Source organism: Streptomyces sp. NPDC005070 (assembly GCF_053600395.1).
This window is the reverse complement of record NZ_JBSFZS010000011.1, coordinates 43486-66202: the sequence shown is the minus strand read 5'-3', so window position 1 is coordinate 66202 and position 22717 is coordinate 43486. Positions and strand designations below refer to the sequence as shown.

Annotated in this window: 24 protein-coding genes and 1 pseudogene; 17 read left to right on the top strand and 8 right to left on the bottom strand. The window is 69.4% G+C overall.

The genetic code is table 11. The annotated features are described in order from the left end of the window. Positions 1 to 298 precede the first annotated feature (298 nt). The 6 genes from ACWEBX_RS06290 (at position 299) to ACWEBX_RS06265 (ending at position 4535) form a co-directional block, all read left to right on the top strand. The gene (locus tag ACWEBX_RS06290) at positions 299 to 997 is read left to right on the top strand and encodes a transposase (RefSeq protein WP_451883764.1); all 699 of its coding nucleotides are present in this window, start codon (positions 299 to 301) and stop codon (positions 995 to 997) included. A gap of 104 nt (positions 998 to 1101) precedes the next feature. Further along, complete coding sequence (locus ACWEBX_RS06285) at positions 1102 to 1239, top strand: hypothetical protein (protein ID WP_451883743.1); 138 nt, start codon at positions 1102 to 1104, stop codon at positions 1237 to 1239. 491 nt (positions 1240 to 1730) lie between these two features. Beyond that, the gene (locus ACWEBX_RS06280; protein WP_336113056.1) at positions 1731 to 1913 is read left to right on the top strand and encodes a hypothetical protein; all 183 of its coding nucleotides are present in this window, start codon (positions 1731 to 1733) and stop codon (positions 1911 to 1913) included. A gap of 304 nt (positions 1914 to 2217) precedes the next feature. After that, complete coding sequence (locus ACWEBX_RS06275; RefSeq protein WP_451883742.1) at positions 2218 to 2934, top strand: tetratricopeptide repeat protein; 717 nt, start codon at positions 2218 to 2220, stop codon at positions 2932 to 2934. A 612-nt stretch (positions 2935 to 3546) separates the two neighbouring features. Next, entirely contained in the window at positions 3547 to 3777 is a 231-nt protein-coding gene (locus ACWEBX_RS06270) for an e9imm peptide (protein WP_451883741.1), read from the top strand. Positions 3778 to 3965: 188 nt separating this feature from the next. Beyond that, positions 3966 to 4535, top strand: a complete 570-nt coding sequence (locus ACWEBX_RS06265; RefSeq protein WP_451883740.1) for a hypothetical protein — start codon at positions 3966 to 3968, stop codon at positions 4533 to 4535. Between the two features lie 415 nt (positions 4536 to 4950). Here ACWEBX_RS06265 and ACWEBX_RS06260 read toward each other — a convergent pair. From ACWEBX_RS06260 to ACWEBX_RS06240, 5 genes and pseudogenes are all read right to left on the bottom strand, one after another. Beyond that, positions 4951 to 5294 (bottom strand): annotated as a pseudogene (locus tag ACWEBX_RS06260) (metalloregulator ArsR/SmtB family transcription factor); the annotation flags it as partial. Between the two features lie 501 nt (positions 5295 to 5795). After that, positions 5796 to 6203, bottom strand: a complete 408-nt coding sequence (locus ACWEBX_RS06255; RefSeq protein WP_451883739.1) for a hypothetical protein — start codon at positions 6201 to 6203, stop codon at positions 5796 to 5798. 161 nt (positions 6204 to 6364) lie between these two features. Next, positions 6365 to 6772 carry a hypothetical protein gene (locus ACWEBX_RS06250; protein ID WP_451883738.1) on the bottom strand — a complete coding sequence of 136 codons (408 nt, stop codon included), beginning with the start codon at positions 6770 to 6772 and terminating at the stop codon, positions 6365 to 6367. Then, complete coding sequence (locus ACWEBX_RS06245) at positions 6769 to 7509, bottom strand: ISAs1 family transposase (protein ID WP_451883737.1); 741 nt, start codon at positions 7507 to 7509, stop codon at positions 6769 to 6771. The genes ACWEBX_RS06250 and ACWEBX_RS06245 overlap by 4 nt, the downstream gene beginning before the upstream one ends. 101 nt (positions 7510 to 7610) lie before the next feature. Further along, positions 7611 to 7982 carry a hypothetical protein gene (locus ACWEBX_RS06240; RefSeq protein WP_451883736.1) on the bottom strand — a complete coding sequence of 124 codons (372 nt, stop codon included), beginning with the start codon at positions 7980 to 7982 and terminating at the stop codon, positions 7611 to 7613. A 288-nt stretch (positions 7983 to 8270) separates the two neighbouring features. On the opposite strand from ACWEBX_RS06240, the gene ACWEBX_RS06235 reads away from it, so the two are divergent. Beyond that, positions 8271 to 8735, top strand: coding sequence for a hypothetical protein (locus tag ACWEBX_RS06235; protein ID WP_451883735.1), 465 nt, complete (start codon positions 8271 to 8273; stop codon positions 8733 to 8735). 42 nt (positions 8736 to 8777) lie between these two features. Here ACWEBX_RS06235 and ku read toward each other — a convergent pair whose 3' ends face one another. After that, on the bottom strand, positions 8778 to 9896 hold the full coding sequence (gene ku / locus ACWEBX_RS06230) for a non-homologous end joining protein Ku (RefSeq protein ID WP_451883734.1): 1119 nt from the start codon (positions 9894 to 9896) through the stop codon (positions 8778 to 8780). A 62-nt stretch (positions 9897 to 9958) separates the two neighbouring features. Between ku and ligD the strand changes: the two genes are divergently transcribed. Further along, positions 9959 to 10840, top strand: a complete 882-nt coding sequence (ligD, locus tag ACWEBX_RS06225) for a non-homologous end-joining DNA ligase (RefSeq protein WP_451883733.1) — start codon at positions 9959 to 9961, stop codon at positions 10838 to 10840. Positions 10841 to 10994: 154 nt separating this feature from the next. Here ligD and ACWEBX_RS06220 read toward each other — a convergent pair whose 3' ends face one another. Next, positions 10995 to 11798, bottom strand: coding sequence for a nuclease-related domain-containing protein (locus ACWEBX_RS06220; RefSeq protein ID WP_451883732.1), 804 nt, complete (start codon positions 11796 to 11798; stop codon positions 10995 to 10997). Positions 11799 to 11897: 99 nt separating this feature from the next. Here ACWEBX_RS06220 and ACWEBX_RS06215 point away from each other — a divergent pair, with 99 nt between their 5' ends. From ACWEBX_RS06215 to ACWEBX_RS06185, 7 genes are all read left to right on the top strand, one after another. After that, positions 11898 to 12404: a protein-tyrosine phosphatase family protein gene (locus ACWEBX_RS06215; protein WP_451883731.1), complete on the top strand. Its 507-nt coding sequence runs from the start codon at positions 11898 to 11900 to the stop codon at positions 12402 to 12404. 341 nt (positions 12405 to 12745) lie between these two features. Continuing rightward, positions 12746 to 13636, top strand: a complete 891-nt coding sequence (locus tag ACWEBX_RS06210) for a hypothetical protein (RefSeq protein WP_451883730.1) — start codon at positions 12746 to 12748, stop codon at positions 13634 to 13636. A gap of 68 nt (positions 13637 to 13704) precedes the next feature. Next, entirely contained in the window at positions 13705 to 14916 is a 1212-nt protein-coding gene (locus ACWEBX_RS06205) for an ATP-binding protein (RefSeq protein WP_451883763.1), read from the top strand. A gap of 71 nt (positions 14917 to 14987) precedes the next feature. Then, positions 14988 to 15713 (top strand): SH3 domain-containing protein, encoded by a 726-nt coding sequence (locus ACWEBX_RS06200; protein WP_451883729.1) that lies wholly within the window; start codon positions 14988 to 14990, stop codon positions 15711 to 15713. A gap of 61 nt (positions 15714 to 15774) precedes the next feature. Further along, a complete protein-coding gene (locus tag ACWEBX_RS06195) occupies positions 15775 to 17151 on the top strand; it encodes an FtsW/RodA/SpoVE family cell cycle protein (RefSeq protein ID WP_451883728.1) in 1377 nt (458 codons plus the stop codon). Continuing rightward, positions 17148 to 18605, top strand: a complete 1458-nt coding sequence (locus ACWEBX_RS06190) for a penicillin-binding transpeptidase domain-containing protein (RefSeq protein ID WP_451883727.1) — start codon at positions 17148 to 17150, stop codon at positions 18603 to 18605. Before ACWEBX_RS06195 ends, ACWEBX_RS06190 begins: the two co-directional genes overlap by 4 nt. A 107-nt stretch (positions 18606 to 18712) precedes the next feature. Further along, positions 18713 to 19216, top strand: a complete 504-nt coding sequence (locus tag ACWEBX_RS06185; RefSeq protein WP_451883726.1) for a DUF3291 domain-containing protein — start codon at positions 18713 to 18715, stop codon at positions 19214 to 19216. Between the two features lie 192 nt (positions 19217 to 19408). Here the strand turns inward: ACWEBX_RS06185 and ACWEBX_RS06180 are convergent, their stop codons facing one another. Beyond that, positions 19409 to 20512, bottom strand: coding sequence for a ferritin-like domain-containing protein (locus ACWEBX_RS06180; protein WP_451883725.1), 1104 nt, complete (start codon positions 20510 to 20512; stop codon positions 19409 to 19411). Positions 20513 to 20652: 140 nt separating this feature from the next. On the opposite strand from ACWEBX_RS06180, the gene ACWEBX_RS06175 reads away from it, so the two are divergent. Beyond that, positions 20653 to 21582 carry an AurF N-oxygenase family protein gene (locus tag ACWEBX_RS06175; RefSeq protein WP_451883724.1) on the top strand — a complete coding sequence of 310 codons (930 nt, stop codon included), beginning with the start codon at positions 20653 to 20655 and terminating at the stop codon, positions 21580 to 21582. Positions 21583 to 21983: 401 nt separating this feature from the next. Beyond that, on the top strand, positions 21984 to 22709 hold the full coding sequence (locus ACWEBX_RS06170; RefSeq protein ID WP_451883723.1) for a TetR/AcrR family transcriptional regulator: 726 nt from the start codon (positions 21984 to 21986) through the stop codon (positions 22707 to 22709). Positions 22710 to 22717: the final 8 nt, after the last annotated feature.

Genomic DNA, 22717 nt, shown 5'->3' with positions numbered 1-22717 from the left:
ATCAGGCTGAGAGCTCGTCGTCGCGATGATCGGTGCGCCGGGACGGACGGGCTGAGCTCCGAGTAGGAGAAGGCTGAAGCTCGCCTGCGAGCTGCACGCCTCCAGCGATCACACACGGTCACCCACTCAGACCTACCGGCGGCGTCGGGCCGTAGTCTTCAACGCCCTTGAATACGCGGTGGAGTTGGAACACCTCACCTCCAATCCGCTGAGCCGGGTGCGACGCAAGCGGGGCAAGCGGGCGGTGCAGGAGGTCGACCGCCGGGTGGTCGTCAATCCCCGGCAGGCTCGGGAGCTCCTGACCGCGCTCACGTACGTGGGCGGTTACGAGCGGGCGAGCGGGCTCCCGCCGCATCAACGCGTGCTGGTCGCTCTGGTGTACCTGCGCAAGCACGACACCCTGGCCCAGCTCGCCGCCGGCTTCGACATCTCGGTCGGCACCGCCCACGCCTACACCACGGCGGAGATCGACCTCCTGGCCGCTCGGGCGCCCGGCCTGTTCAAGGTCCTGCGCGAGCACGAACCGGAGTACGTACTGCTCGACGGGACACTCGCCGAGTGCGACCGCGTGGGCGACGGCCGGGCCCACTACTCGCACAAGCACCGTCGCCACGGCGTGAACGTGCAGGTCGTGACGGACCCGACCGGGCAGGTGCTGTGGATCTCGCCCGCCTTGCCGGGCCGATGCCACGACCTGACCGCGGCCCGCACCCACCGGATCATCCGGATCTGCGAACGCCAAGGCGTCCCGGTCCTGGCCGACCGCGCCTACCAGGGCGCCGGCCCCTGGGTCACCACCGGGCGCAGACGACCGCCCGGCGGCCAGTTGTCCCCGACACAGCGCACGATCAACCGGGCACTGGCCGCATCCCGGGCACCGGTCGAACGCGGCATGGCACTGCTGAAGTCCTGGCGAATCTTCCGAAGGTCCCGGATCAGCCCCAACCGCATGACGTCAATCGCCAAAGCCGTCCTCACCCTGGAGAGGCAACGCTGAAAACGCTCATTGTTATCGCTTTCGGAGCCCGAGAGGTGATGAAGCCCCTTACCCAGCCCGACGAACATCGCGCGTGGCACCAGTGCTTTGAACCGATCCCCGGCATGGACGCATGGGCCATCGACTTCTGGCGACTCAACTGGACAGGGCTTCTGCCTCACTTGGAGCAGATGCTCTGGCCCTTCCCGAACTCGGTCCAAGTCCTGCTTCGGGACCAGGACGACGACTGCTTCGGGCTCTGAATGCTGCATGAGGGCAGGCTGAAGGAGGTTCTACTCCCATGCACCGTCAGGGAAGCCAATGACGTGGCTCCGCTGGGTTCGATTCTCACACGTACTGACCGGGAAGGATGCTCCGCCGACTGACAACCAACCCGGCGGAAGCTGTCTTTCGAATACATGTCGAAGGCCAGTCCGTGAAACGCAGAGCAAGAAAAGAGGCGCAGGTCAGCCCGGATTCGCCAGCCATCCCACCAAGCGCCTTCTAAGCACCTGCTCCAACTCTTGGGCACGGAGCAGGGCTTCGGCATAGTCGTGACTTGAGCGAGTTGCCCTGATATGTGCTGGCGACGGTCCGTATACAGAGCAGGAATGGGCTTTCCTGGGTGCCGATGTGAGGGCCCCGCGGTGGGGCTATCGCCCGCTGATATCCCGGGCTCACTGAGCGGGTCTTCGCGCGGTCGTACCGTTCAATTTGGTGGTGGTGGGAGAGGGTGAGTTGCTTGGATCGGCGCATGGAGAACTCGATCTGGGATGCGTTGCTGCCGGTGGTTCGGGAAGAGGTGGACGAGCTGATCAGGGGGGGTCGGCGGCTTCTCGCGGTGAAGCTCATCCGGGAGGCCCACCCCGGGCCGCTTCCTCGACTGCCCGATGCTGTGGAGGTGATGTGCGAGCGCGCGGCGGAGCTGGGGTGCTGACACGGGTGTCGGAGCCCTGGGCAGCGAGTCCGTGAGGCCAGGTTCGACGCAGAACCCCGCTGGAGTCCGATGGTGGATATCCGACCGGCAGGCCCTCAGCGTTCTCGTGTGAGGCCCGGTCCGTGGCGATCTGTCAGTTGGCCCATCCGGTGCTGCCGAGCATTCCCGCCCCTTGGCCGAACACCACGCGCAATATCCATATCCTCCGGCCATGAGACTCTTCCGATCGCGCGCCAAGCGGACGACTGAACCCCCTGTGTCGCGGGCCATGGCTCTGTACAGGGCCGGGCGCTACGCAGAGGCGGTGACCGAGGCCCGTGCCGTGGCCCGGTCACTGCCACACGATGACACGTACGCCCCGCTGGCACTGAGCATCGTCGCAAACGCGACGGGCGCCCAGGGCCGCGACGCCGACGCTCTCGCCATATACGACGAAGTGCTGCCGGCCGTCGGAAAGACTTTCGGAGCTGATCACTGGCAGACCCTGAAACTGCGCTCCGACCGCGCCCAGACGCTGGCCAAGCTCGGTCGGTACGCCGAGTGTGAGGCAGAGTGTGCGGCCGTCGCCCAGACCGCGAGCCGCGGTACAGGGGAACAGCAAAACGTAGAAAGGGCCGCCAGCAACGGGCTGGTCTTCGCTCTCAGCGCGCAGGAGCGCCACCCGGAGGCCGAGGCACGCGCCCGCGAGATCCTGGCCGCCTATCCTGAACCGGACCGACTGACTCTGGCATTGCGGCTCGGCCTGGCACGCAGCCTCAACGGCCAAGCCCGCCACGAGGAGGCCCTCGTCGAGGCGGAGGGCGCCCGTGAGCTGTGCCGCAGCCTGCCCGCGGAAGAGATCCGCCCAGAGACGGGCGCCATCGAGCTGATCGTGGCCACCGCCCTCCTGGGACTACGCCGCGGCACCGAAGCTCGCCTTCAGGCCGCAGCTGCTCACGAGGCCTATCTGGCCTCATTCGGCCCGGACCATCGCCGCACAGTCGAGGCTCAGGCTCTGCTCGACCGAATAGACGGCGCTTGATCGGACGCGCACCGCGACTCCGGACAGGGGTGTCCCAGGTGTCCGACTGTCCGGTTATGGCCCTCATCTACACAAACAGCCCGGACAGCTCAAGGTTGCGGTGTCCGGGCTGTCCGGTCACAGGCGGCTGTAACACTCCCTCGGGTGTTACAGCCCGTCGGCGAAGCCGAATTCTTCAATAGGCGCAGGAGCCGGAGGCGACTTCCGACTTCGCACTATCTGCGATACACGAGGGCACCAGACGCCTCCGGAGATCAAGGAACCCACTGAGCTGGGCGGATGCCTAGACGAGAGAGCGGGAGTCAGTCTCACTGGCTCCCGCTCTTTCTCGTTTTCTCTCACTACAGCAACGTCTACGGCGAAGCCAACAACGCCCGGGTTTCAGCGCTTTTCAACTGCCGTACTACCTATCTCGACGAGCGCGCCGATGACCATACCGAGCTCGTCCACGTGCTCCGCAGGACCCACGACAGGGAGTCTGAGGAACGACACGCCTCCTGGCTGGCGGAGCAGATCGGCCAGGCCGTCATCGGCCCCCGACAGGAGTAACCCCGATTATGACCTGCTCGGGCGATCACGCGTCTCGTTAGGGTGACTCAGCGAAGGGACCTGGTGAGTGCTGTGGAGATGAGTCGCGCGAAGGCAGTCGCGCTCGTGCAGCAGATCGTGCAAGCGGACTACGCCTCAGACGACGAGATGGGCGGCTGGTTGGACAGACTCGACAGAGCCCTGGCGTGCCCGTCCGGTTATGTCAGCGACTTGATTTTCTGGCCGCCGGAGCGGGACCTCTCGGCTGATGAGGTAGTCGATCAGGCTCTGTCGTATCAACCGATTGATTTGTGAAGTCGGGTCTCAGCTCCGAAGCCAGATGAGCAGTCCCGAGCGGTGGCCACGCGGTACGACAAACGCGGTTACGTCTTTCCCGGCATCGTCACCGCGGCGTCGCTTGCAATATGGCTCCGGTTCTGGCGAACACAAGGCAGGCCAGAAGCCGATCGACGGGTCTGTGAGTGCTGCCTTACGGTTCCGGGATGAGCAACTCTGCTGCGGCTGCTGTCCTCACAACCGCCCACCTGCCTGATGCGATACGTGCGGTGCGTACGTTGCTGGACATCGCAGACACCGGTCAGGCAGAGGTCGACTTCGAAGCCGTGATCAGGTCGCCGGATGTCCTGACGCAAGTACGTCGCGTACTGCCCGACCTCAAATGGTGGGCGGTGGCAGGCGAAGAGCACGGTTCGTCGAAGGCCGGCGACAACCCTGCGGACCGTCTGCCGATCCGAGTTTTCGACTGGTGTCGTCCGCTGGACCGCGCCGAGCCCTTCATCGCCGCTCTGGGGCCCGATCCCGCAGCTGTTCGGTGGGATCTGGACGCATGGCCCTCGGTTCCCGAAGCGGGACTGGAAGCGATCTCGCAGAAGTTCGCGTACCTCACGCTCACCGTGAATTCCCGGGACCTCTACCAGGACGAGCTGTCGCAGGACCACACCGTCCACGTGCACGTCCGGAACCGGAACGGCGACCAGACCGCCCGCGTCCATTGGCTCGCTGATCAAGTGGGTGGCCGGTTCACAGGCAGGGTGGAGTTGGCGCCTCTGTAACCCTCAGCAGAGAGAACAGGACCGCAGTTTGGCCATACGATCCCTCCTCGCGAGAGCGTGGAGCGGTGCGTAGCACCACGTCCATGTTTGCATCACTCGGCGGGCCGGCTGCGCAGGTGACAGCCGGCAGCGGGAGATCCCCCGTCGCCGAGCGGCATACACCTCATGGTGCAGCGCCGCCCACGCCGGCGCACCTGCACCGACCGCGACAACCCCCAGCGCACCGCATTCGCCCCAGACGCCCATGACGTCGGGCTGAGCCTGCGTCACGGCATCGCCCACCCCGACCAATGCTTTTAGCCGCAGCAGCGTCGCCACACGCACCGGTCCGACATCCCGATCTGCCCGGTAGCCTGAAGGGTCGGACGATGCCGCGAAGGCGGCGGCCGCCCGGGTTCTGGCAGCGCGAAGCCGCTCAGCGCAGCACGGCCGCCAGCAGGTCGGCGCCCGACGCCGCCAGCTCGGGGACGTTGAGGGTGTAGCGCACGTAGCAACGGTGCCGCCGGGTGGTGAGCAGGCCCGCGCGGCGCAGGACAGCGAGGTGGCGGGAAACCTCGGGGGCGAAAGTTCCCAGGCGTGGGCCAGCTCACGGGTGGTGTGCGGGCCACGGGCCAGGGTGCGTAGCAGTCGCAGCCGTACCGGATGTGCGAGCGCCTCCAGCCGCAGTGAGGCCGTTTCCAGTGATACCAGCTCTGAGGGACTCGGCTCGGCCACGGGGTACTGCACCACCGGGTGCCACCCGGGCGCGTGGACCGCCACTCGCAGCCGCCACCCAGCAGCGGGACCTTCAGGAGTGGGAACGAAGTTGGGCTCGGTACCGGTCATGGTCACGCCCGTTCGTTCATCCGCCCATTCAGCCAGGCACGCGCCGGGGCAGGTCTGGAGCGCAGAGGTTCCGGCAGTCGAACCTCACCGGGCCACTCATCTTGCACCGAGTCCACGTCCGTACAGCACAGGCCGCCGACGGCGGACAGCCTGCAAACCCGGACGAGCCCACCACTCGATGGTCCTCATGGGCGGTGTCGGGGTTGGTCGTGCCACCAGTGGGTGGAGCACGCGCGCTGGATGGGGCTACGGATGATGAGGGGGTGCCGGCGAGATCGAAGAACGCGCCATGCCCTGCCGTAACGCTCGTAGGAGCGGGCGATCGGAGTGAAGGCGTTGCCAGGCGTCGGCCCGGACGTCCTCGGGCAGCGGGCCTCGCCCGGGGGAGGTTCGGGGTGGGAAGTCGGATCAATCGAGTTCGGGCCTGGCCGCAGTTCAGCAGTGGTCAGTGGACGTACCGTACCAACCGCCCCATGTATTGGTGGCGTAGTCGTCATAATTGCAATAGTAGTTTCCGGTCTCCGTCACAACCTTGACGGCCTTGCCGGCAGAGGTCTCGAAGAAGGCGACGAAGCCAAGGGCTTTGCCATTGCCGGGCATCTCCTTCCAACTGCCCGCGCCCGACCAGGTATGCCAAATGCTCCCCGAAGGTGCCACGCCGAAACACTCGGACGGCCCGTATTGCCAGGCGACCAGGTGCGCGCCGTACTCGTTGAGGTTCCCCGTGACGCCGAGACAGGTGGCGGACGTCGCTGCTGCGGGTGTAGCGGCCAGCCCGACCGCACCTGCGGCGGTCAGAGACAGGGCGGCGAGAGTGGCCGACAGCCGTAAACGAGACTTCACGAGCTCTCCTCTATTGGTCCGGTAATGCCCAGTTTTTCTGGACCGCACGTTACGGAAGTGAAAGCAAATGCCACAAGAGCGATTTTCGGCTCTCCGTGGGGGCGGATTCCATGATTCCAAAGGGCAAGAATGGCCGAAGAATTCAACTTCACGTCACCCGGTCAACCCACGCTGTGCATATGGCGGACAGCGGTCTGGATTCGGGACCGCCGTATACAGGGGCATCGCATGATCGCGATCTGTCCGGGTTGATCATGTGAGGCCGAGGGCTGACAGCGGGCGGTGGTAGACGCGGCTGGCGTGGGGAGGGCGACGGCGATGTTGGTCTCGCCGTTCTGGCGGGACAGGCTGATCGCGAGGTTGCGCAGGCCGGCCATGGTGCGGGGCGGGTGGCCGGTGCGGACCTTGGAGTCGTCCTCGCGGAAGGTGCGGTCACGGACGTGGTGCAGGAGTTTCTCGATGCCCCAGTGGCTTCTGATCCAGGCGGCGAGCTGGGCCGGGGTGGCATCGTAAATGTCCAGGACGGTGATCACGTAGACCCGCGCGATGGTGAGCTTGCCGGTGCTCAATTCCCTTCGCCATCAGACGACTTGGATGACCAGGCGGGCGCCGGAATAGTCGAGGTGGCCGAAGGCTGCGAACTGAGCCGGCGGATCTCCACGCGGTGGTGGGCTTTGTCGCGGCTGCGGTGCTCCAGCGGGATCTCGGCCCACGGCAGCTTCCTGACCTGTGCATACAGACCGGGATGATTTCTCTTGACGACGGCCAGGTAGTGGGCGCCGCGCGTGCGGAGATACGCGCCGTGGGCGTGCTGGGTGTGCAGGGCGTCTGTGGTCAGCACGGTGTTTTCCAGGTCGGTGGTGTCCGACAAGGGCTGGAAGGCGGGGATTTCGTTGCTCTTGGAGGTGATCTGCCGCTGGGCCAGGACCACACCGTGGTGGTCCTTCGCGGCCAGCAGTTGGATCGCGGTGGCCGTGGTGGTGCGGGAGCCGCGCACGGTCTTGCCGTCGACCGCGATCGCCCGCAACGACGGCTTCGGCGGTGGCTCGGACAGTTGCGACGACGGCGTTCGGGCCTTCACGTATGCGCCGATGGCCGCGTCGAGGGCGTCGCCGTCGACGCGCTGGAGCAGGCGGCGGACTGTGGCCGCGTGCGGCACCGGCCGGATGCCGGTGAGCGGGTCGGCCGGGAAGTCGAGGAGCCTCAGGGCGGACTGCGAGGCATCCGTTATCCATTCGCCGATCGCGACGAGGGAGCGGGTGCCGGTCAGGACTGCGGCGGCGGACGCACAAAACAGCGGGAGCATGGGATAGCGCCGTCCCCGCAGGCCGCGTGGATCGGGCACTCAGATCGGCAGTACGGCCGTTGGAGTGTCGCGCTGTCTCGGACCGGGCCGCGCGCGTTCGGCTACGCCGTGGTCGGGCGGGCTCTGTGGAGCAGGCGCGGCAGGAGCACCACGCCCGCCGTCGCGGCGCCCAGCGCTCCCGCGGTCAGGAAGGCGCGGGACGAGCGCCAGGAGAGGACCGACCAGCTCGACTGGGCGGAGAGCACCGAGCCTGTGCTCAGCCAGGAGCCGGCCGAGATCAGGGACAGGGAGGAGCCGATCGAGCCGATCGACAGCGCGCTTCCGATCGAGCCCACCGACAGGGCCGACCCCACGGAGCCCACGGACAGGACCGAACCTACCGAGCCGATCGACAGGACCGAGTCCTTCGACCACAACGAGAGCACCGAACCATGGGAGGGGCGACCGGCCTGCCGTACGGGCTGCTTTGTCATGAGGTCATCCTGCCCCCGGTCCTTCCGTCTCGGGTGGCTATCTGCCGATGGGGCGGGTGGCGGCGTGCACGCGCCGCTCGCCCTTCGCCCGGCCGTCGTCGGGTTCTCCGCCCCGCCGTCCTCGGGTCCTTCGCCCCGCCGTCGTCGGGTCCTCCGCATGCAGGAGTGCGATCTACCGACGTGGCCGTAGTCAGGGCGCACGCGTGCTGCGGTGTGCGGGCAACCCGCGGTGCGGTGGGCATGCTCGTCCGGGGGAAGTGGCGGCGAGTGGTGGGGAGTTGAGGCGGGATGCGGTCCTGGTTGCGACAAGGGATCTTCCAGGGGCCGCAGTCCCGGACCCATCTGGAGGCGCTCAAGAGGCTCCAGCCGGAACCGCAGGACATGTACGCCCACGACTACCTCTACGGGTGCCTGAGCGTGCTGGACTCCAAGGCTCAGGTGCTGCTGGGCTATGACGGATTCCTCGTGTCCGCCGCCACCGTCGTCCTGACCATTCTTCCCGGAGGTGCCGGTTCCACAGCGCTCCTGGTCGCCGCCCTCGTCGCGAGTGGTCTGTCCGGGGCGCTGAGCCTGATGGTCGTCTCCGTGCACTGGACCGACACGTACGACCTGGAACACCCCCAGGAGATCTTCCCCCGGCTGCTGGAGGTCCGTAATCACCGGACGCTCAGCTACCGCCTCTCGTGGGGGATCGCTCAGATCGCCTCGCTTCTTCTGGTATGCGGCGTTCTCGTGCACCTGCCGGGGTGGTAGCGGCGGCCTCCGGCACTCTTCGGGACCCGGGGCCTGCCGTTCTCACGCCGACGTTCGCTTGCGCGGTGTCGCCTTCTTCGCCGGCGTCTTCTTCGTGGCTGTCTTCGTGGCTGTCTTCTTGGCCGTCGTCCGGGAGGCCGAATCCTTCGCCGCCGTGGTCGACTTCGTCGTTCGTTTCTCGGGCGTCTGCTTCGCCGCCGTCGCCCTCGTCGTCGACTTCCTCGCCGTCGTCCTCTTCTCCGCCGGCTTCTTCGCCGTCGACGTCGACTTCTTTCCGCCGATCTCCTTGGGCGCCGTACGGGCCGATCCGCGGGCCCGCGTCGTGCCGGACGCCGACGGCAGTTCGGTGACCTCGGCGTCCTCGCCGGTTCCGGTGGTGTCCTCGCGCGACTCCTTGGCCGCGCGCACGCTCTTCTCCAGGGCCGCCATCAGGTCCAGCACCTTGCCGCCGTCCTCGTCCCCGGCGGGAGCGGTGGGTGCCTCGTGTCCCTCGGCCTTGGCGGTGACGAGTTCCTCCACGGCTTGGCGGTAGTCGTCGTGCAGGTCTTCGAGGTCGACCTCGCCGAGGGTGTCCATCAGGGCGTCGGCCAGGTCGAGTTCCTTGTCGCGGACCGTGACGGCGGTGTCGGGGGCGACCTCGTCGGTGGCCCGGATCTCGTCCGGCCAGAGCAGACCGTGCATGGCGATCACGTCGTCGACGACCCGCAGCATGCCGAGCCGCTCCCGCCCCCGTAGCGCGAACTTCGCCACGGCGACCTTCTGGCTGCGCTTGAGGGCCTCGCGCAGCAGAATGTACGGCTTGGCCGCCGGGACGCCGTTCGCCGCCAGGTAGTACGCCGTGTCCATCTGGAGCGGGTCGATGCGCTCCGCCGGGACGAAGGCCACGATCTCGATGGTCCGGGTGGTCGGGACGGGCAGCGAGGCGAGGTCCTCGTCCGTGATCGGGATCAGGGTTCCGTCCACGTCCTCGTACGCCTTGCCGATCTCCGCGGACGAGACCTCGCTGTCCTCCAGCTCGCAGACCTTGCGGTAGCGGATACGGCCGCCGTCGTCCAGATGGATCTGACGGAAGGAGATCGCGTGGCTCTCCGTGGCGTTCATGACCTTGATGGGGATGCTCACCAGGCCGAAGGAGATGGCGCCGTTCCAGATGGATCGCACGTGCAGCACCCTTCCGATCACTTTGAGCAAGATTTGTGCCATTTTCGTGGGATTGTCATCGTATGACGCCGATCACGGAGGTGGAGGGCAGGAGGCTCACGCTCACCAATCTGGACAAGGTCCTCCATCCGGCCACCGGATTCACCAAGGGCGAGGTGCTGCACTACTACGCCACCGTCGCGGACGTACTGCTCCCCCATCTGCTGGACCGGCCGGTCTCCTTCCTGCGCTATCCCGACGGGCCGGACGGGCAGGTCTTCTTCACCAAGAACGTGCCGCCCGGTACACCCTCCTGGGTCACCACCGCCGAGGTTCCGCGCACGGAGGGGCCCGCGCGCATGGTCCTCGTCCAGAATCTGGCCTCCCTCATGTGGGCGGCGAACCTCGTGACGGAGTTCCACACACCGCAGTGGACCATCGGCACGCCCGGGATCGCCGACCGGATCGTCTTCGACCTCGACCCGGGGGCCCCGGCCACGGTGGTGGAGTGCTGCGAGGTCGCGCTGTGGCTGCGCGAGCGGCTGGCCGCCGACGGGATCGAGGCGTACGCGAAGTCGTCCGGGTCGAAGGGGCTGCATCTGCTGGCTTCCGTCGCGCCGACGCCGTCCGCCGACGTCAGCGCGTACGCGAAGGAGCTGGCCGTGGAGGCGGAGAGGGCGCTGCCCCGGCAGGTCGTGCACCGGATGACACGGAGCCTCAGGCCGGGAAAGGTGTTCGTCGACTGGAGCCAGAACGCCGGCCGCAAGACGACCGCCACCCCCTACACGCTACGGGCCCGGGAGGAGCCGACGGTGTCCGCTCCCGTGACCTGGGACGAGGTCGAGGAATGCGGGTCGCCGGACCGACTGGCCTTCCAGGCGGCGGACGTCCCGCCCCGCGTTCAGGACTTCGGTGATCTCCTGGCGCCACTGTTCGACGTGGAGCGCGCCGGCACGCTGCCGTGAACGCCGGAACAACAGGAGTGCGGAGGTGGGGTGGGGCGGGGTGAGGTGAGGTGAGGTGAGGTGTGAGGGGGGGTGAGGTCGGGTGGGCGCCGGGTGCGGGCGCGGGTGCCGGGTGCGGCGCGGTGTCCGCGGTCCGGCAGGACTCGATCGGCGTTCACACGCTGAGCCACGTATGCCGGTCGCGGGCCAACGCGTGCAGGGACTCCACGTCCGCCGGTTTCAGCACCCCTCCGAGCCGGGCGAGGCCCGCGAGGTCGGTGTCCCGCAGGACGCGGATCTCGCGCAGAGGCGCCGGGATGTCCAGGCGGGCGGGGCCGGCCACGGCGAGGACGGCGTGGACCTCGGCGGTCAGGGCATGCGACGCGCGGGCGGCGTCCGCGCGGACCCGGCGGAGCAGCGGGCGTGTTGCGCGGCGGCCGACGGTGACCATCGGGTCGGTGACCAGGACGCGCTGCTTGTGGGCGGGCAGGACGTGCAGGCAGAACAGGCCGGCGGGGCCGATCAGCAGGTGGTGGATGCGGTCGCCGCCCGGGAGCGGGACCGAGTGCAGGGTGTGCCAGCCGCCTCCCTCCAGCCGGTCGAGCGCCGTGCCGACGGCCTGCTCGGCGGCGAGCTCGCGGCGGCGCGGGTCGGGGCGCAGCCGGTGCGCCGGGCCGGGCTCCCGGTCGAGGTCGATCACCAGGGCCTCGCCGGGCCGGTTGGGCGCGAGGTCGTCGTCGGGGTGGAGCGCCAGCCGGGCCAGCTCGGCCGAGGTCGGGACGGGCGGTGGTCCGACGGTCACCGGGCCGGTCAGGAAGGGGCGCAGAACGTCGAGCACGTCCTCGCGCCGGTCCTCGCTGAGCAGATTGACCCTGGCCGTGTCACGGTCGTACCAGGCGACGCTTCTGCCGTCGGTCAGGCACACGTACAGGCGCTCCTGTCCGTGCCGCCGGGCCGGTACGACGCGCAGTCCGTTCATGAGCCATCACCCCATGACCATGGGAACAGGCGGGGTGCTCCAGGGGCAAGAACCCGGTTACCTTTGGCAGGAGTTGGGGCGGTTGGGTGGGAGGCGCTGTTGCGAACTCGCAGAAGGTATACGGATGTTCCGGCCCCGGACAGCCCGTGGAGTGAGATCGTGCCCGGCCTGTGGATGGGCGGTCACGAGTTCGCGGGGCGTTCGGGACAACGGCAATCCGCCGTCGTACACGATGAGTTCGACCTGGTTCTGACGCTGCTGCGGCAGCCGGGGCACGGGCCCGATCCGGGGGTCGAGCATCATGTGTGGCCGATACCGGACGGGCCGCTGGACGGTACGCAGCTCACCGGGGTCATGCGGCTCGCGCGGGCCGCGGACGACGCGCTGGAGGACGGGCGCCGGGTGCTCGTCCGCTGTCTTCAGGGGTACAACCGCTCGGGGCTGGTCATCGCGCACGCGCTCATCCTCGCGGGGCACAGCGCCGACGACGCGATACGGCTGATCCGGGCCCGGCGCTCGCCCTGGGCGCTGCACAACGAGCTGTTCGTGGAGTACCTGCGGGCCGGGCTCCCCACGGCACGCCTTCTCGAGGAACTCGCGGAGTAGCCACGGCGGAGACGCGGGGAGGACGCGGGGACGGAGGAGACGCGGAGACGCGGAGACTCTGAGCAGGGGGCCGGGAGCGGGATCCGCAACGGGCGGGAGAGGAGCCGGGCGGCCCCGCCGGGCCGTTCCAAGTCGTTCCATACGTGCGAACAAAAAGGATTTCTGTATGAATAAGGGGTACGGGGCGGTCGGTCGTCCCGTGTCGTGCCCGGTCGCCCGGGGTGCGCCCGTCCTCGGCGGGCACCCCTCGGACGGCCTCCCTTCCTTCTCCTTCGCCGGTCTCGTGCGGTAGGCGGCGCGGCAGCGCCCCGCGGACGGGGCCGCCCGGACCCGGGAGCCCAGTGATCCGCAGCCGCCTCGCGCGAGGGCTCCGCCTCCGGTCCCGGGTGGCCGGTCATACCGGCGGGGACGGCCGGACCGCTCGTGCTCTCCTCTGCGCCGTCGCCGCCCTCCTGGCGACAGCCCTGGCCGGCTGCGGCGACACCGGGGCTCCGCACAGCGCCGGCGCGACCCCCACCGCGATCGGCCCGACCCGGCTGTGGCCGCAGCTCCCGCCCGCCGCGACACCCGCGATCGACTACGGCGAGGCGGACACCGAGACGGTCAAGGGCGTCGCGTCACCCGGCGACGACATCCACGCCCTGGACCCGGTGACCGTCGTACGCGCCCAGGTCGCGGCCCATCCGGACGAGTACACCGGACCGCACGCGGCGTACGCCGAGACGGCGCGGCTGCTCGCGGACTGCGGGAAGCCGGGCGCGCGGGGCAGGAAGTGCCCGGTCCTCCGGGCGTACTACCGCGATCTCACCGGCGACGGGAAGGCCGACATGGTGCTCGGCATCCGCTTCCCCGCCCACCAGCTCGCGGTGCGCGTGTACACGTTCCTCGGCCACCGGCTGGTGCAGGTCATGGGGACCGCGGACAGTGTCGTCAGCGTGGAACTGGCGGGCCGCGACGTGATCATCCGTTCACCCTCGACCCTGCCCGGATACGAGTTCCGTACGGTCTGGTCCTGGGACCCGCACCAGAACGCGATGCTGGCGGCCCGTGACGAGATCCTGCGGGTCGGACCGCCGACTCCGACGGGTTCACCCGCCCCGGCACGATCCCCCTCCGCGCGCCGGGCCTCCCCCGCGGTCCCCCCGGCACAAACCCCCTCCACACGCCAGGCCTCCCCCGCGGTCCCCCCGGCACGATCCCCTGCCCTCTCCCCAGCCGCGAGCGCCCGGTGAGGCGGTCGCTGCGTCTGCCGCGCTGGACCGCCACCCTCACCTGGAAGGCGGCCGCGTTCATCGCGGTGATGTGCTGCGGCCTCGTCGCCCTGCTCGGTGCCCTCGTGCATGTCTCGGTGACCGACCAGACCGTCGGCGAGGCCCGCGGCCGCGCGCTCGACCGGCTCGCCGACGTCACGACGGCCTACGAGGCGGGCGACCGGCTGCCGCCGGACGCGGGCGTCGACCCTCCCGGGCTGCCCGCACGGCTGCGCGAGCTGGCGGACGACGGAAAGCGCGGCACGATGGTCGGCGAGCACGACACGCACCCCACGATGTGGGCCGCCGGGCCCGCCGGCGGAGGGCGCGCGCTCGCCGTCCGGTTCGACTACGCCCAGGGCGCGCACGCCATCGACGCCCTGGACCGGGCGATCGTGTGGTCCTCGGCCCTCGCGATCGGTGTGACGCTGCTGGTCGGGGTGTTCGCGGTGACCCGGGTGACGCGCCGGCTGCACGCGACGGCGCGCGTGGCACGGCGGATCAGCGCGGGCGACCTCGACGCGCGCGTCAACGACCCGCGCGCCCAGGATCCGACCCGCCCGCAGGACGAGGTGGCCGCGGTCGCCGGCGCGCTCGACACGATGGCGTCGTCGTTGCAGGGCAAGCTGCTGAGCGAGCAGCGCTTCACGGCGGACGTGGCGCACGAGCTGCGCACTCCGCTGACCGGGCTGCACGCGGCCGCCGAACTGCTCCCGCCGGGGCGGCCGACGGAGCTGGTGCGCAACCGGGTGGCCACGCTGCGCACCCTCACCGAGGACCTGCTGGAGATCTCCCGGCTGGACGCCGGCAGCGAGCGTCTGGAACTGGACTCGGAACCGCTGGTGCCCCTGGCCGAACGGGTGGTGCGCGCGTCGGGGACCGACACCGCGGTCCGAGTGGTGCGGGGCACGCGGGTGGAGACCGACCGGCGGCGGCTGGAGCGGGTGCTCGGGAACCTGGTGGCGAACGCCCACAAGCACGGCAGGGCGCCGGTGGTGCTGACCCTGGACGGCCCGGTCGTCACCGTACGGGACCACGGGGACGGATACCCCGGCTACCTCGTGGAGCACGGCCCGCAGCGCTTCCGTACGGAGGGCGGCGCCCAGGGGCACGGTCTCGGTCTGACCATCGCGCTCGGCCAGGCGGAGGTCCTGGGGGCCCGTCTGGAGTTCGCCAACGCCCCGGACGGCGGAGCGGTGGCGACGCTGACGCTCCCTCAGGACGGGCGACGGGAGCCGGGCGTCTCCGATGGCGGACTGTGAACTGCGCTCCCCGGCTCCCGCTCCTAATGTGGCGATAAGTCAGCTTCACCCCCTTCCTGGAGGAGCCCTCCATGTCCCTGCGGTCCACATACACCCGAATCGGTATGGCCCTAGCCGCCGGCAGCCTCGCCCTCGCCGGTGCCACCCCCGCCCTCGCCGACAACGACGGCGGCACCGGAAGCAGCGACAACCACCAGTGGAGCGACGGCACCGGCGGTAACCAGAACTGGAACAACGGTGGCGGGGGCGGCGGCGACGGCGGCCACGAGCAGGGCACCGGTGGCGACGGCGGCGGCCAGTCGTGGAACAACGGCGGCGGTGGCGGTGACGGCGGTGGCAACCAGAACTGGAACAACGGCGGGGGCGGCAACAACACCTGGTCCAACGGTGGCGGCAACCAGAACTGGAACAACGGTGGGGGCGGTAATCAGAACTGGAACAACGGTGGCGGGGGCGGCGGGGGCGGGGGCGGTGGCCACCAACCGGGGAACGGGAACGCCAACACCAACACCAACGGCAACGGCAACGGCAACGGCAACGGCAACAACCAGAACAACCAGCAGCTGTACCAGGGCCGGGTCACCGCCCGTGGCGGGCTGGCCCTGCGCAGCTCCCCGACCCGCGGCGGCCAGCTCATCCGGGTCGCGCGGCAGGGGGAGATCGTCTCCATCTTCTGCAAGACCCCGGGCGAGGCCGTCGACGGCAACCCGCTCTGGTACCTCCTCACGGACGGCACCTGGGCCTGGGGCGCCGCGCGCTACATCGACAACATCGGCCCGTCCCCCCGTTGGTGCTGACACCCGGGGCTCCGTCCTCCCCTAACGGGACATCGGGTCGCCCGCTTGCTACGTTCCGGACATGATCCAGCCCGGAATGTCCGGAACGGCCGTGGCGGCGGACCCGGCCCCACCCGCTGAACGCCTGCCCAGGCGCCGTGGCATCGAGCTCGCCCTCATCGTCGTCGCCGTCCTGCTCTGCGTGTACGGCTACTGCGCCGTCGGCCTTGCCAAGCACGGCACCGTCCCGCCCGGCGCCGCCGGTTACGGCGCCGGGCTCGGCGTGCTCGCGCTCCTCGCCCACGTCGCCGTACGCCTGCGGGCCCCGTGCGCCGATCCGCTGCTGCTGCCCATCGCCGTCCTCCTCAACGGCCTGGGCCTGGTGCTGATCTACCGGCTCGACCTGGAGACCCCGGGCGACCAGGCGGCCCCCATCCAGCTCGTCTGGTCGACCCTCGGCGTCGCGTTCTTCATCGTCGTCGTGCTCTGCCTGCGCGACCTCCGCGTCCTTCAGCGCTACACCTACGTGTCGGTGGTCGGCGCGCTCGCCCTGCTCGTCCTGCCGATCTTCTTCCCGGCGGTCAACGGCGCCCGCATCTGGATCCGGATCGCCGGATTCTCCATCCAGCCGGGCGAGTTCGCGAAGGTCCTGCTCGCCGTCTTCTTCGCCGGCTACCTCGCCGCCAACCGCAACGCGCTCGCCTACAGCGGCCGTCAGATCTGGCGGTTCCGGCGGCTCCAACTGCCCACCGGCCGCGTTCTGGGCCCGATCGTGACGATCTGGCTGCTCAGCGTCCTGGTCCTGGTCCTGGAGCGGGACCTCGGCACCTCGCTGCTCTTCTTCGGCCTGTTCGTGATCCTGCTCTACGTCGCCACCGGCCGCACCGGATGGATCGCGGTCGGGCTGCTGCTCGCCTCCGTCGGCGCGGTCGCCGTCGGCCGTCTCGAACCGCATGTGCACAGCCGGGTGGAGGACTGGCTCGACCCGTTCGCCTCGATCACCGCGGGGCTGGGACCCAACCAACTCGCCCAGTCCCTCTTCGCGTTCGCCGCCGGCGGGATGCTCGGCACCGGCCTCGGACTCGGCCATTCGGTCCTCATCGGGTTCGCCGCCAAGTCCGACTTCATCCTGGCGACCGCGGGCGAGGAACTCGGACTGGCGGGACTGTCCGCCGTCTTCCTCCTCTACGCCCTCCTCGTCGAACGCGGCTACCGCGCGGGCCTCGCGCTGCGCGACCCCTTCGGCCGGCTCCTCGCGATCGGCCTCGCCTCGATCGTGGCCCTCCAGGTCTTCGTCATCGCGGGAGGCGTGACCGGCCTGATCCCGCTGACCGGCATGGCGATGCCGTTCCTCGCGCAGGGCGGCTCGTCCGTCGTCACCAACTGGATCATCGTCGCCCTGCTGATCCGGATCAGCGACTGCGCCCGCGGTCAGTACGACGGGACGCCGGCGCCATGACCAAGTACATCCGCCGGGCCATCGCACTCTGCGCCGTGCTGCTCGTGGCCCTCCTGGTCAACGCCGCCCGCGTCCAGGTCGTCCAGGCCCCGTCGTACGACCGCAATCCCGCCAACCGCCGTCCGACGATCGCCCGTTACGGCCAGCCGCGCGGGAACATCGTCGTCGAGGGCCGCACGGTCACCGGCTCCAAGGACACCGGCGAACAGTTCCGCTACGAACGGACCTACCTGGACGGCCCGTTGTACGCGTCCGTCACGGGCTTCGCCTCACAGCTCTACGGGACCACCCTGCTGGAGGGCACCGAGGACGGCATCCTGTCCGGCAGTGACCCGTTGCTCGCCCCGCTCCCCCTGCTGGACGGCCTCACCCGGGCCCGCGGCACCGGCGGCAGCGTCGACACCACCCTCAACACGGCCGCGCAGCGGGCCGCCTACGAGGGGCTCGACGGCCGCCGGGGCGCGGTCGCCGCGATCGAGCCGTCCACCGGGCGGATCCTCGCCCTGGTCTCCACCCCGTCGTACGATCCCGCCCTGCTCTCCGGGACGGGGGCGGCCGCGTCCACGGCGTGGGCGGGGCTGAACGCCCGGGTCGACAAGCCGATGCTCAACCGGGCCGTCCGGCAGACGTACCCGCCGGGGTCGACGTTCAAGGTGCTGACCGCCGCGGCGGCGCTGGACTCCGGGGTCGTCGAGGACGTGGACGCGCCGACCAGGTCACCGAACCCGTACCGGCTCCCCGGCACGACGACGAGGCTCACCAATGAGATCGAGGGCTGCGAGGACGCCTCCCTGCGGTACGCGTTCACCTGGTCCTGCAACACGGTCTTCGCGAAGCTCGGCGTCGACATCGGGCTCGACGGCATGACGAGGACGGCGGCGAACTTCGGCTTCAACGACCGCAAGCTGCGCATCCCGTTCTCCGTGGCGCCCAGCAACTTCGATCTGCGGCTCGACCAGGCCCAGTTGGGACTCTCCTCCATCGGCCAGTTCGACACACGGGCGACGCCGCTGCAGATGGCGATGATCGCCGCGGCTGTCGCGGGTGACGGTTCGGTCAAGACGCCCTACCTGGTGGAGCGGACGTCCTCGCACACTGGCGCGACACTGACCACGACCGGTCCGCGCACCCTCCATCGGGCGATGAGCGCGTCCACCGCGCAGCGCATGCGGGAACTGATGACCGACGTGGTGGAGAAGGGCACGGGAACCGTGGCCGCCATTCCCGGTGCCATCGTCGGCGGCAAGACCGGCACCGCCCAGCACGGCATCGGCAACTCCGGCAGGCCGTACGCCTGGTTCGTCTCCTGGGCCCGCGCCGACGGCTCCCTGGAGCCCGCGGTGGCCGTCGCCGTGGTCGTCGAGGACGCGGCGGCGAACCGCGGGGACATCACGGGGGGTGGGTTCGCGGGGCCGATCGCCCGGGGGGTGATGGAGGCAGTGCTGGGGAGTTGAGGTTCCCGCGCCGGGGACCACTCCGTGGGCGTGGTCGGCTCGTGGGGGCGGACCACTTCTTGAGACAGGGGGTGTGACCATCCGGCCGGCCCGCCTAGCGTTCGGACATGACTCAGCCGACAGCCTCGTTCGAGCTCGCCCAGGTCAACATCGCCCGCCTCAAAGCACCTTTGGATTCACCTCTGTTGAAGGATTTCGTCGACGCCCTCGATTCGGTGAACGCCGTCGCCGACGCGGCGGACGGATTCGTCTGGCGTCTGCAGAGCGACTCCGGCAATGCCACGGATGTTCCCGTCCTCGGCGATCACTGGCTGATCATCAACCTGACCGTGTGGCAGGACATCGACGCCCTGACGGCCTTCATGTACCGGGGACAGCATCGAGAGCTGCTGGCTCGGCGCCGCGAGTGGTTCGAGCGGTTGGAGGAGGCGATGACCGCGCTGTGGTGGGTCCCGGCCGGTCACCGCCCGACGGTCGCCGAGGCCGAGTCCCGTCTGCTGCACCTGCGCGAACACGGACCCACCCCGCACGCCTTCAGCCTGCGGACCTCCTTCCCGCCGGGGACCGTGGACGGCTCCGATCCCTCGGGGCCGGACGTCCTGGTTCCGTAGCCGTATTCGGCCCGCGAGCGCCGGGGCAGGCCCCTCCGGGCTGCGTCGGGCGGCTGTGCGGTTCGGGGTGATCGACGGGGTCACGAGGGGATCGTCCCGGGGCGGAGGTGGGTACGAGGAGGCCGATTCGAGCGTGATCCCCGGTCCGGCGGGTGCGGGGCGGGGGGCGGTTCGTCGCCTGCGGCGCCGCCGTCACGCGCGGCCCTCGTCGATCGTCGTCCCTATCTCCGCGATGCGGTCCCGTTCCTCGGCCGCGAATCGTTCCGCGTCGAGCTGTTCGGCCATCTCCTCGTCCTGTGCCATCAGGAGGTCCAGGTTGGAGTTGCCCATCTCGAAGACGCCCATGTCCACATAGGCCCGCTGGAGGCGTTCGCCCCACAGGCCGATGTCCTTGACGCACGGCACGATGCGACTGAAGAGCAACTGGCGGAAAAGGTGCAGGAATTCGGAGTTCTCGCTGAACTCCTCGGCCTCCGCCTTGGGGATCCCGAAGTTCTCCAGGACCTCGACCCCGCGCAGCCTGTCCCGCATCAAGTAGCAGCCCTCGATGACGAATTCCTCGCGTTCGCGGAGCTCGGCGTCGGAGAGCTGCCGGTAGTAGTCGCGCAGGGCCATGCGGCCGAAGGCGACATGGCGTGCCTCGTCCTGCATCACGTAGGACAGGATCTGCTTCGGCAGCGGCTTGTCGGTGGTGTCCCTGATCATCCCGAACGCGGCCAGTGCCAGGCCCTCGATCAGGACCTGCATGCCCAGGTACGGCATGTCCCATCGCGCGTCGCGGAGTGTGTCCCCGAGGAGGGACTGGAGGTTGTCGTTGATCGGGTAGAGCATCCCGATCTTCTCGTGCAGGAAGCGGGCGTAGACCTCCGCGTGGCGGGCCTCGTCCATGGTCTGCGTGGCCGAGTAGAACTTCGCGTCGAGGTCGGGGACCGATTCCACGATCCGCGCCGCGCAGACCATCGCCCCCTGCTCGCCGTGCAGGAACTGGCTGAACTGCCACGACGCGTAGTGCTTGCGCAGTTCGCCCTTGTCGCGGTCGGTCATCTTCGCCCAGTACGGGGTGCCGTACAGGGTCAGCGCCTCGTCCGGGGTGCCGAGCGGGTCCTCAGGATCGACCTCCAGGCTCCAGTCGATGCGTTTCTGGCCGTCCCACTGCTTGTCCTTGCCCTTCTGGTAGAGGGCGAGCAGCCGGTCACGACCGTCGTCGTACTCCCAGTTGAAGCGGGCCGCCCCCGAGGCCGGTATCTGCCAGAGGGGATCTCCCGAGTCCGCGGCGTACAGCTCATGCGTCGGCATACCTCGCAGGCTCACACGGAGTAGACGCGTCGTCAACAAGTCCGGCACAGGGGATTGACGAGCTTGCTGACAAGCAGTCTCATAAGTTGTGACCGCCGGTAACTTCTGCAGTGATCCCGTACGACGAGGTGGGAACAGCCATGACGACGGTGCCCGAAGCCGATGTGCTCCGTGACGCGCTCGGTCTGCTCAAGGACCGGGAGCAGGTGGCCGAGCGCCTCCTCGACTCCTCCGCCAAGCACTCCTTCGACCCCGACAAGGAGCTCGACTGGGACGTGCCCTTCGAGGAGGGCAAGTGGTTCTGGCCCCCCGAGCTGGTGTCGCTGTACGACACTCCGCTGTGGCGGACGATGGGCGAGGAGCAGCGGATCGCGCTGTCCCGGCACGAGGCGGCCGCGCTGGCCTCGCTGGGCATCTGGTTCGAGATCATCCTGATGCAGTTGCTGGTGCGGCACATCTACGACAAGGCGGCGACGAGCGCGCACGTCCGGTACGCGCTGACGGAGATCGAGGACGAGTGCCGGCACTCGAAGATGTTCGCGCGGCTGATCACGCGCGGGGGCACGCCGCACTACCCGGTGAGCCGGGCGCATCTGAATCTGGGCCGGTTGTTCAAGACCATCTCGACCACTCCGGGGTCGTTCACGGCGACGCTGCTCGGCGAGGAGATCCTCGACTGGATGCAGCGGCTGACGTTCCCGGACGAGAGGGTGCAGACCCTCGTCCGCGGGGTCACGCGGATCCACGTCGTGGAGGAGGCGCGGCATGTCCGGTACGCCCGGGAGGAGTTGCGGCGGCAGATGCTGACCGCTCCGCGGTGGTCCCAGGAGTTCACCCGGGTCACCTCGGGCGAGTTCGCCCGGGTGTTCTCGGTGGCCTTCGTCAATCCCGAGGTCTACACGAACGTCGGGCTCGACAAGCGTGAGGCTCTGGCCCAGGTGAAGGCCAGTGGGCATCGGCGGGATGTGATGCAGACCGGGGCCAAGAAGCTGACCGACTTCCTGGACGAGATCGGGGTGCTGCGGGGGGCCGGGCGGCGGTTGTGGAAGTCGTCGGGGTTGTTGGCCTGAAGCCGCGCCTGCCCGCGAGGGTCGCGGGGTGCTCCGGGTGGGGATCGGCCGGCATCGAGTCCGGGTGGGGCCCGGCCGGCATCGAGTCCGGGTGGAGCCCGGCCGACTCCGGGCGGCTCCGGACTCGGCCGGGCTTCGTGGCGGGGCTCTTGCCCGGGGAGCGGCGCCGGGCCTTCCGTGGGGGCGGGGCCGCGCCGGTACATCCGCCCGCATCCGAACGGATCCCAGCGGCGTTTCGAGGTGCGGGCGGGTGGTGATCCGTCCGGCCTGCGGGCATTTGATGTACCGGCACGTCCCCTCGCGTTGTACGGCGGCTGCGGGTGGTACGTGACTCGCGTCCCCGCGTCCGCAGTCCCGCTCCGTACGTGATGGTGTGCTGGTGGGCGGTTACGCTGCCCGACATGACCTCGCAGGCTTCCACCCCCGCTTACCGTCGGCTCAGTGTCGAGGAGCGGCGCAGTCAACTGCTCGAAGCCGCGCTCTCCCTGTTCGCCCAGCGGGTGCCCGAGGACGTTTCGCTGGACGACGTGGCGGAGGCGGCCGGGGTGTCGCGGCCGCTCGTGTACCGGTACTTTCCGGGCGGCAAGCAGCAGTTGTACGAGGCTGCCCTGCGGTCCGCCGCCGAGGAGCTGGAGCAGTGCTTCGCGGAGCCCGCCGAGGGGCCGCTGACCGAACGGCTCTCCAGGGCCCTCGACCGGTACCTCGCGTTCGTGGATCAGCACGACGCGGGATTCAGCGCCCTGCTGCAGGGCGGGAGTGTCATCGAGACCTCGCGGACCACGGCCATAGTCGACGGAGTCCGCCGGGCGGCGGCGGAGCACATCCTCGATCATCTGGCGGTCAAGGATCCCGGGCCCCGGCTGCGGATGACCGTACGGATGTGGATCACGGCCGTGGAGGCCGCCTCGCTGATCTGGCTCGACGAGGACAAGGAACCACCGCTGGACGAGCTGCGGGACTGGCTCGTCGAGCAGTTCACGGCGGCGCTGGCGGCGAGCGCGGGGAGTGATCCGCAGACCGCGGCGGTGGTCCGGGCCGCGCTCACGATGGAGCGCCCCGACGGCATCGCGGGAGCGCTGGTCCGCCGGATGCTGCCCGTTGTCGAGAATGCGGCCCACCTGCTGTGACACTGGTC